Origin of the sequence: Bradyrhizobium daqingense (assembly GCF_021044685.1) — a bacterium.
Lineage (GTDB): Bacteria > Pseudomonadota > Alphaproteobacteria > Rhizobiales > Xanthobacteraceae > Bradyrhizobium > Bradyrhizobium daqingense.
Genome location: NZ_CP088014.1, coordinates 1,955,944 through 1,965,000, shown reverse-complemented (window position 1 = coordinate 1,965,000; position 9,057 = coordinate 1,955,944). Strand labels below are relative to the sequence as shown.

Below are 9,057 nucleotides of genomic sequence, written 5' to 3'. Positions count from 1 at the left end.
CCTCTCAGCGCCAAGGCATCCACCGAACACCCTTAAGGCACTTGATTGCTCTCATTATCAATGTCCACACACTCGGCAGAATGTTGTCTGTACGATTGCCAAGAAACCGAAGTCTCTAAGGCGCGCACCCTCGATGAATGCTACGTACAGCCGGACATTGACTAGAAAGACCAGCTTGCTTCGTAAGATCGTTCCGATAGCGAGGCGGTCAAGCTTCGCTAAAAGGATCATTTTACAACTCGCAGCCAACCTCGCGGTCAGCGTCGAGCGCCGAAAATGATCCGGAGATAATGAAGGCTCGCGCAACGATATGCTGCACGACCCAACTCGGATCGATCTCCTCTTTACGATGTCAGAAAACACGCAGTTCACTGTCTATCCAGACTAGTGAATGCGAAGTGATGTTTCGCGGACGACGGTACAAGATCTCGGTGATCAAGCCATCTGGTGGAGCCAGACGGGATCGAACCGACGACCTCATGCTTGCAAAGCACGCGCTCTCCCAGCTGAGCTATGGCCCCGTAACCAGAAGACGAATGCTCGCTCGATGAAAGTGGTGGGCCTGGGAAGACTTGAACTTCCGACCTCACGCTTATCAAGCGCGCGCTCTAACCAACTGAGCTACAAGCCCCTAACGCTATCCTCATCAGGACTAGGGTCTTGCGTGCAAGCAACCGCGACAAGCGCAGATGCAATCGCACAGCGCAGCCCCGGCGCGTGTTCGTCCGCGAAGAAAGAGAAACGTAGACGGCGAAATCCCGCCAATGCAGCTCAACGATCTGGCGATCTGTTGGCCACTGATGTTTCTAAAACGGTTCGATAGAAGCGAGCTTCTGAAGAACCATCCTTAGAAAGGAGGTGATCCAGCCGCAGGTTCCCCTACGGCTACCTTGTTACGACTTCACCCCAGTCGCTGACCCTACCGTGGCCGGCTGCCTCCATTGCTGGTTAGCGCACCGTCTTCAGGTAAAGCCAACTCCCATGGTGTGACGGGCGGTGTGTACAAGGCCCGGGAACGTATTCACCGTGGCGTGCTGATCCACGATTACTAGCGATTCCAACTTCATGGGCTCGAGTTGCAGAGCCCAATCCGAACTGAGACGGCTTTTTGAGATTTGCGAAGGGTCGCCCCTTAGCATCCCATTGTCACCGCCATTGTAGCACGTGTGTAGCCCAGCCCGTAAGGGCCATGAGGACTTGACGTCATCCCCACCTTCCTCGCGGCTTATCACCGGCAGTCTCCTTAGAGTGCTCAACTAAATGGTAGCAACTAAGGACGGGGGTTGCGCTCGTTGCGGGACTTAACCCAACATCTCACGACACGAGCTGACGACAGCCATGCAGCACCTGTGTTCCAGGCTCCGAAGAGAGGGTCACATCTCTGCGACCGGTCCTGGACATGTCAAGGGCTGGTAAGGTTCTGCGCGTTGCGTCGAATTAAACCACATGCTCCACCGCTTGTGCGGGCCCCCGTCAATTCCTTTGAGTTTTAATCTTGCGACCGTACTCCCCAGGCGGAATGCTTAAAGCGTTAGCTGCGCCACTAGTGAGTAAACCCACTAACGGCTGGCATTCATCGTTTACGGCGTGGACTACCAGGGTATCTAATCCTGTTTGCTCCCCACGCTTTCGTGCCTCAGCGTCAGTATCGGGCCAGTGAGCCGCCTTCGCCACTGGTGTTCTTGCGAATATCTACGAATTTCACCTCTACACTCGCAGTTCCACTCACCTCTCCCGAACTCAAGATCTTCAGTATCAAAGGCAGTTCTGGAGTTGAGCTCCAGGATTTCACCCCTGACTTAAAGACCCGCCTACGCACCCTTTACGCCCAGTGATTCCGAGCAACGCTAGCCCCCTTCGTATTACCGCGGCTGCTGGCACGAAGTTAGCCGGGGCTTATTCTTGCGGTACCGTCATTATCTTCCCGCACAAAAGAGCTTTACAACCCTAGGGCCTTCATCACTCACGCGGCATGGCTGGATCAGGGTTGCCCCCATTGTCCAATATTCCCCACTGCTGCCTCCCGTAGGAGTTTGGGCCGTGTCTCAGTCCCAATGTGGCTGATCATCCTCTCAGACCAGCTACTGATCGTCGCCTTGGTGAGCCGTTACCTCACCAACTAGCTAATCAGACGCGGGCCGATCTTTCGGCGATAAATCTTTCCCCGTAAGGGCTTATCCGGTATTAGCACAAGTTTCCCTGTGTTGTTCCGAACCAAAAGGTACGTTCCCACGCGTTACTCACCCGTCTGCCGCTGACGTATTGCTACGCCCGCTCGACTTGCATGTGTTAAGCCTGCCGCCAGCGTTCGCTCTGAGCCAGGATCAAACTCTCAAGTTGGACTTGAACTTTGAACCGGCTGATCACAACGTTTGACGAGGTCCCACCATTATCGACCGAAGTCGATGTGCTGCCTGCGATTCACATCGCTGGCAACGATGGTGTTTCCTTTGAAACGTGTACCGCCGAAGTCTTTCGTCCGGTCTCGATCAGAAAAGCCGAAGCTTTTCAGAAGCGAGACCCGCAAGGACTCCGCCGTCCACGTTTCTCTTTCTTCATCTTCACTTGTCAAACAGCCCGAAGCCGTGGAGGCCTCAACCTTCCTGGGAGGAAGGGTTCCGACACCCTTACCGACGATGAATGACTCCAACCGATTTGTGTCGGCTGTTGTGTCACTCAACAAGGTGAGGAGCATCAGTGGCGCGTTCGCTCGCCTTGGTCAGTGACCCGGCGGCGCCGCGCTCAGTGGTTGGGGTTATAGGCCCCGCCTTCCGGGCTGTCAACGCCAATCGTCAACAAATCGTCGCACAGCGGATCGTCGAAAAAATTCCAGCGATTCCAGTCAATTAGAGGCCTCGTGGAGCGGCGAACCGGGGCAGCGCGGTAAAAAATCTGAAAAAAAGTTTGGGCCCCAGCGGGCTCCGGAGGGGCTTCCAGGAGCCGCCTTGGGCTCTCCCTTCCAAGCGCGCCCTGTCCCCTCCACGGACGAAAGACCCGCCCTTACCGGGCTAGCCCCCTCCGCGCCCTCAAACCCAGCTGTCCCCCGCCAGTTGGACGGGCCGCCAAGCCCGGGCCGTTCAGGAAACTTTTCGATATTAGACGCCGTACTTGAGCCACAATCCCGCGGCGTTCTGATAAGAGACAAGCTTGAATCGCGGGTGATGCCAGTGGGGGCTGCCGGCGACTTTGATGGGGTCAGAGGAAGGCGATCTTGCAGATGACGCGGCCTTCCTTCGACCTTCGAGAGACTTCGAGAGACCTTTTTTCCGTTTAGCTGTTCGTAATTCCGGCCGGCCCTCATCGGGGCCTTCTGACCGCGAGCGCCTATGCGGCTTGCCTTTTTCCTGCGATACGCCTCGAAGAGGGCGACCGGGGACGAGGCTTGAAACCGGGCTTTTGGGTCGTTGAATTGGGGGACTTGGGTTGAACCACAGGACGTCACGCGGCGCTTACGGGCGTGAGACCGGGATCATCGATCTCGGCCACGAGCCGCCGCTGTCCGTCGATGGTTCTGAGGCCGCCGTCATCGATCGGCGCCGCGTCTCGGTGCAATGGTTCAGCGGGACAATTCTGACCGGACTCTGCGGCGCGGCCCTGATCGGCGGCGCCGTTTTCGCGTCGCTCGACGGCGAGATGACCTTCGCCAAAGTGCCGGAGCGGGTCGAAGGCGCGTTGCGCGGTGCCTTCGGCGCCGGCGATCGCGCCGCCACCCTGCACAAGAGCGACCGCCTGCCGCCGCCGAGCGAATCTACGGCTTCGCGCAACATCATGCGCGTCTCCACGGTCGCCCGCGTCGGTAACCGTGACGTGATGCGGGTGCGCCCCTTCGTCCGCATCGCCGGCAACCTGTCGATGACGACGAGCGATCTGTCGGCGAAGATCCCGCCGTTCAACGCGCAGCGCCTGCTCACCGACGTCGGCTCCGATCCAAAGACCGCCTCCGACGATCCCAACAATCCCGAGGCCGTCGAGCCCGACGCCGAAGTCTCCTTCGTCACCAAGGACCTGTCGCCGGTGCTGCCGAAGGCGAAGATTTCCGCCGTGGTGGCGCTTGACGACATCCTGATGCGGGTGCGCGATGCCGCCAATTGGCGCGGCAATGGCGGGGTGCGCTACGCCTCGCTCTCCAATGCCACCGCCGATGTTTCCGGCGCGACCGGCCCCTCCGACATCAGAAGCGCCTACGCGCCCGAATCCTCGTCGTCCGATCCCTATGCCGGCTTCGAGACGCGCGTGGTGCCCGAAAACGTCACGCTGCTGCCCAAGACCAAGGAGCAGATCACCGGCGGCAATCCCAACGGCGAACGCGTCCACATGGTCAAGAAGGGCGACACCGTCGCCGGCGTGCTGCGCGATCTTGGCGCCACCGCCGAGGAGATCAAGGCGATCACCGCGACGCTCGGCCCCCGCGGCCGCGACGGCGGCCTGAAGGAAGGCGAGAAGCTCCGCATCCTGATGGCGCCTGCGAGTCCCGGCGCGCGCCTGCAGCCCTATCGCGTGGTCGTCGCCAACGACACCATGGTCGAGGCGATCGCGGCGCTGTCCGATCTCGGCAAATACGTCGCGGTCGACGTCTCCAGCATGAACACCGTCGCCGACGCGGCAGCCAACGCCAGCAGCGATGACGATGATGATGATGACGGCTCCGGCGTCCGGCTCTACCAGAGCATCTACGAGACCGCGATGCGCAACAAAGTGCCGATGCCGGTCATCGAGGACATGATCAAGATCTATTCCTACGACGTCGATTTCCAGCGCAAGGTGCAGCCGGGCGACTCGTTCGACGTGTTCTATGCCGGCGAAGACGAGGGCGTGACGGCGACCGAGAAGAACGAGGTGCTGTTCGCCTCGCTCACCGTCGGCGGCGAGACCAAGAAATACTACCGCTACCAGAGCCCTGACGACGGCGTCGTCGACTATTACGACGAGACCGGCAAGAGCGCGAAGAAGTTCCTGGTCAGGAAGCCCGTCAACAACGCCATCATGCGCTCCGGCTTCGGCGGCCGCCGCCACCCGATCCTCGGCTACGTGAAGATGCATACCGGCGTCGACTGGGCCACCTCCTACGGCACGCCGATCTTCGCCTCCGGCAACGGCATGATCGAGAAGGCCGGCCCCGAGGGCGGCTACGGCAAGTACATCCGCATCAAGCATTCCAACGGCTACGAGACCGCCTACGGCCACATGTCGGCCTTCGCCAAGGGCATGGAAGTCGGCAAGAAGGTGCGGCAGGGCCAGGTGATCGGCTTCGTCGGCTCATCGGGCCTGTCGACCGGCCCGCACGTCCACTACGAGATCCTGGTCAACGGCCGCTTCGTCGACCCGATGCGCGTGAAGCTGCCGCGCGGGCGCTCGCTGGAAGGTCCGATGCTGGCAAGCTTCGAGAAGGAGCGCGACCGGCTCGACGGCATGATGAGCGGCCGCGGCGGCGCCATCGCCCGCATGTCGGATGCAACCGGCGGACCGTTGCAGGTCAGCAACCGCTGATAGAGGCCGGGCCGTAGCGGCCGGGCATTTTCAAACAGGATTTCCAACGGGAGACGCTGCGAGGCGAGGCCGCTTTGCTGCGTTTCAACGTCAAGTTTCGTTTGCCAAAGCGGAATGACGGGCGAATACTTTCCAAAAAAAATGGGAGGTCTCGCTATGAAGAACAGGCTCGCCTGCGCAGCGGTCGTCGCTGCGCTTTTCTCCACCACGAGCGTCTCGGCCGAAACCTGGGAGGTCACCAAGCTGGTCCCGGGCTCGGCATTCCATGGCGTGCACGGGCTCGGCATCGACGAGGCCGGCCGTCTGTTTGCCGGCAGCGTCGCGGGGGCGGCGCTCTACGAAGTCGACATCGCGGGTGGTGCCGCCAAGGTTGCAATCCCCGCCCCGGTCGGAATGGCCGACGACATCGCGTTCGCGCCTGATGGCACCATGGCCTGGACCGGCTTCCTCGCCGGCGATCTCTATGCGCGCAAGGGCGATGGCCCGATCAAGAAGCTCGCCTCCGGGCTTCCCGGCATCAACTCGCTCGCCTTCCGCAAGGACGGCAGGCTCTACGCCACCACCGTCTTCCTCGGCGATGCGCTCTATGAAATCGACATCGAGGGCGTCAAGCCGCCGCGCCAGATCATGGAGAAGATGGGCGGCCTCAACGGCTTCGAATTCGGCCCCGACGACAAGCTCTACGGTCCGCTTTGGTTCAAGGGACAGGTCGCAAAGGTCGACGTCGACAAGGCCGAGCTCACCGTCGTCGCCGACGGCTTCAAGGTGCCGGCCGCGGTGAATTTCGACTCCAAGGGCAACCTGTTCGTGGTCGACACCGCGCTCGGCCAGCTCGTCAGGGTTGATCCCAAATCGGGCGCCAAGACCATGATCGCGCAATTGAAACCGTCGCTGGACAATCTTGCGATCGATGGCAAGGACCGCATCTACGTCTCCAACATGGCCGACAACGGCATCCAGGAGATCGATCCCGCGACCGGGCAGGCCAAGCAGATCATCATCGGCAAGCTCGCTCTGCCCGGCGGCATCGGCGTCACCTCGGAGAACGGCAAGGATACGATCCACATCGCCGACGTGTTCGCCTATCGCACCGTGGACGGCGCGACCGGCGAGGTCACCGAGAAGGCGCGCATGCATGCCGCAGGCGTCACTCTCGAATATCCAATGAGTGCGACGGCGCGGGGCAACGACGTGATCCTGTCGAGCTGGTTCACCGGCACGGTGCAGGTGATCGACGGCAAGACCGGCGCCACGCGCGACATGCTGCACGGCTTCAAGGCGCCGCATGACGCGATTCTGCTTCCCGACGGCAGCATCCTGGTCGCCGAGCTCGGCACCAAGTCGCTGGTCAAGGTCGGCGGTGAGCACGGCAAGGATCGCACCGCGCTGATCGGTGGCCTCGAAGGACCTGTGGGTCTCGTTCGCGGCAAGGCTGACGAGGTCTACGTCACCGAGGCGTTTGCAGGCACCGTGTCCCGGATCGACAGCAACGGCGAAAAGACCGTGGTCGCCAAGGAGCTGAAGATGCCTGAAGGCATTGCGCGCACGGGCGACGGCAAGCTGGTCGTGGCGGAAGTCGGCGCCAGGCGGCTGATCGAGATCGCGCCGGACACCGGCAAGGTCACCGAGATCGTGGCCAATCTTCCGATCGGCCTCGTGGGCGCACCGGGCGGCCTGCCGACGCATGTTCCGACTGGAGTGGCGGTCGGGGCGAGCGGCGTGATCTACTTCTCGTCGGACGTGGAGAACGCGATCTACAAGGCTGTGAAGAAGTAGCTCCTCCGGACGAGCCCGACCGCGGAACTGCACGCAGGGCTCACGGTTAGACGCTGACGGAAGCCGACCAGCAGGAGGATCGCCCCATGACGCGCCTCTCACGTGACGACGTCGTCAAGTCCGTGGACCGGGCGGACGACGTCACCATTGCCCAGATCATCGGAACCGGCGCAACCGTCGAGGAACTCGCCGAAGCCCAGGCCTGGCTCGCCAATGACGAGCCGATGATCAACGATCTGCGGCCGCTCGCGCAGGGACGCGTGCGCGAGCTGGTGGATATTCTGTCGGAGCTGGAGGCGGACGACGAGGAGGAAGGCCCGACCGATCCCGGCTCCGCGTCTGCCATCGCTTGACGAACCTACCGGCACGACAAAACGCCCCGGAGAGATTGCGCTCCCCGGGGCGGTTTATCGTCGTCCGTTAAGAAGCCGGATTGATCGAGGCTGGCCGGGCGAGCGTGCGCCATAGCTGGGCCAGGAACAGGCACAAGAGATATCTCAGCCAGGCGAGGATGCGGCGGAAGTTGTGTCCGACGGCTGAGAGGACGACGTTGGCGGCATCGCCGGCGCGGCCTTTGAGGTAGCAGCGCCCGAGGTGGCCTTCCGCCTTCAGGTGTCCGATGATGGGCTCGATGGCGGAGCGGCGGCGCAGCTCGCGCTTGATGACACCGAAAACGCCGCGCTTCTGGCCGGAGATGAAGACGCGACGGGGATTTTGTGCGTCGTGGCCGCGGTATCCCTTGTCGACATAGGCCCGCTCGATCGGACAGCCGGTGAGTGTCTCGGTGCGGTCAATGACGTCCCGCAAGGTGTGACCGTCGTAGGGGTTGTCGGGCAGTGCGCTGGCGTGCAGCACGAACAGGCCACCGGGAGCCCGGCGGTTGTTGGTGACGATGGAGGCCTTCACGCCGAACTCGTAAGGCGCGCTGGCCTTGCCCTTGCCGATGCACTCCACTTCCGGGGCATGGAAGGAATAGAGCTTCCAGCCGCGCTGGCGCTGCTGCTGCGAGCGGATCTGCGTGGCCCGGCCGAGCGGGAGGGCGAACGCCTGCTCCAGTGCTGGCTGGCCTTCGATCTTGCGGCGGATGTCGCGGATGATCCGGCCCAGCCGGCTACGCAGGATACGCAACTGCCGCTGATGCCGCCTGAACTGTTTGGCATGGGCGTAGCGGCCGGCCATCATCGCGGCGGCCTTGGCGATGCGAGCATAGGATTGCCGCAGCCTGACGCCGTGCCTGATCGCCAGGCGGTTGAGCCCCTTGATGGCCGCATGCAGCAGCTTGGCATCGGTCGGAAAGGTGATGGCCTTCGGCTGCACCGTGGTGTCGACCGTAACCCGCTTGAGGTCCTGGCTGCGTAATGCACCGGCCTCGTGCGCTACCCGCAAGCTCTCGGCCAGCAGCAACTCCAGCTTGTCGCCAAGCCGCTTGCGCCAATGGCTCAGGTCCGAGCGCTCGTGCGGGAACGTGTGCTGAAAGAACTCTTCCCCGGTGAAGAACTGGAAGTATGGGTCATGGACCCAGCGCTCGCACACCTCCTCATCGGACAGCCCGTAAATGTGCTTGAGCAACAGCAGACCGATCATGAAGCGCGTCTCGATCCCGGGCCTGCCGTTCTCGCTGTAGAGCGGCGCGATCTCGCCGTCGATCCAGTCCCAATCGACCTTGCCGGCGAGCAGAACCAGCTCGTGCTTCATATTGATGATCTGGTCGAGCCGAGCCCGGAACAGATCGTTCGATCCCGTCGTCTTGTGCTTCTTCGGCCGCATCGTTCCCTCCGATGCAGACAAGGAATC

General features: G+C 61.9%; 5 protein-coding genes, 2 tRNA genes and 2 rRNA genes (1 of these 9 only partly in view). 3 read left to right on the top strand and 6 right to left on the bottom strand.

The window, feature by feature from the left end; all coding sequences use genetic code 11:
- From LPJ38_RS09325 to LPJ38_RS09305, 5 genes are all read right to left on the bottom strand, one after another.
- A 23S ribosomal RNA gene (locus tag LPJ38_RS09325) occupies positions 1-47 on the bottom strand; it reaches 2,799 nt to the left of the window's first position.
- A gap of 398 nt (positions 48-445) precedes the next feature.
- A tRNA-Ala gene (locus LPJ38_RS09320) sits at positions 446-521 on the bottom strand.
- A gap of 33 nt (positions 522-554) precedes the next feature.
- A tRNA-Ile gene (locus LPJ38_RS09315) sits at positions 555-631 on the bottom strand.
- Between the two features lie 220 nt (positions 632-851).
- Positions 852-2,340: ribosomal RNA gene (locus LPJ38_RS09310) — 16S ribosomal RNA — on the bottom strand.
- The 16S and 23S rRNA genes sit together here with 2 tRNA genes alongside, the layout of an rRNA operon.
- Positions 2,341-2,389: 49 nt before the next feature.
- Positions 2,390-2,695: a hypothetical protein gene (locus tag LPJ38_RS09305; protein WP_208750702.1), complete on the bottom strand. Its 306-nt coding sequence runs from the start codon at positions 2,693-2,695 to the stop codon at positions 2,390-2,392.
- 728 nt (positions 2,696-3,423) lie between these two features.
- On the opposite strand from LPJ38_RS09305, the gene LPJ38_RS09300 reads away from it, so the two are divergent.
- The 3 genes from LPJ38_RS09300 (at position 3,424) to LPJ38_RS09290 (ending at position 7,616) form a co-directional block, all read left to right on the top strand.
- Positions 3,424-5,487, top strand: a complete 2,064-nt coding sequence (locus LPJ38_RS09300) for a M23 family metallopeptidase (protein WP_145643126.1) — start codon at positions 3,424-3,426, stop codon at positions 5,485-5,487.
- A 156-nt stretch (positions 5,488-5,643) separates the two neighbouring features.
- Positions 5,644-7,263: an NHL repeat-containing protein gene (locus LPJ38_RS09295; protein ID WP_145643123.1), complete on the top strand. Its 1,620-nt coding sequence runs from the start codon at positions 5,644-5,646 to the stop codon at positions 7,261-7,263.
- Between the two features lie 86 nt (positions 7,264-7,349).
- On the top strand, positions 7,350-7,616 hold the full coding sequence (locus LPJ38_RS09290; RefSeq protein ID WP_145643121.1) for a hypothetical protein: 267 nt from the start codon (positions 7,350-7,352) through the stop codon (positions 7,614-7,616).
- 67 nt (positions 7,617-7,683) lie between these two features.
- On the opposite strand, the gene LPJ38_RS09285 is transcribed toward LPJ38_RS09290, so the two are convergent.
- Complete coding sequence (locus tag LPJ38_RS09285) at positions 7,684-9,030, bottom strand: IS5-like element ISBj5_B family transposase (protein WP_011084757.1); 1,347 nt, start codon at positions 9,028-9,030, stop codon at positions 7,684-7,686.
- Positions 9,031-9,057 lie beyond the last annotated feature (27 nt).

Coding starts and splice junctions, on each gene's coding strand:
- LPJ38_RS09290 (WP_145643121.1), top strand. CDS start 7,350: ATGACGCGCCTCTCACGTGACGACGTCGTCAAGTCCGTGGACCGGGCG.
- LPJ38_RS09285 (WP_011084757.1), bottom strand. CDS start 9,030: ATGCGGCCGAAGAAGCACAAGACGACGGGATCGAACGATCTGTTCCGG.
- LPJ38_RS09305 (WP_208750702.1), bottom strand. CDS start 2,695: ATGCTCCTCACCTTGTTGAGTGACACAACAGCCGACACAAATCGGTTG.
- LPJ38_RS09295 (WP_145643123.1), top strand. CDS start 5,644: ATGAAGAACAGGCTCGCCTGCGCAGCGGTCGTCGCTGCGCTTTTCTCC.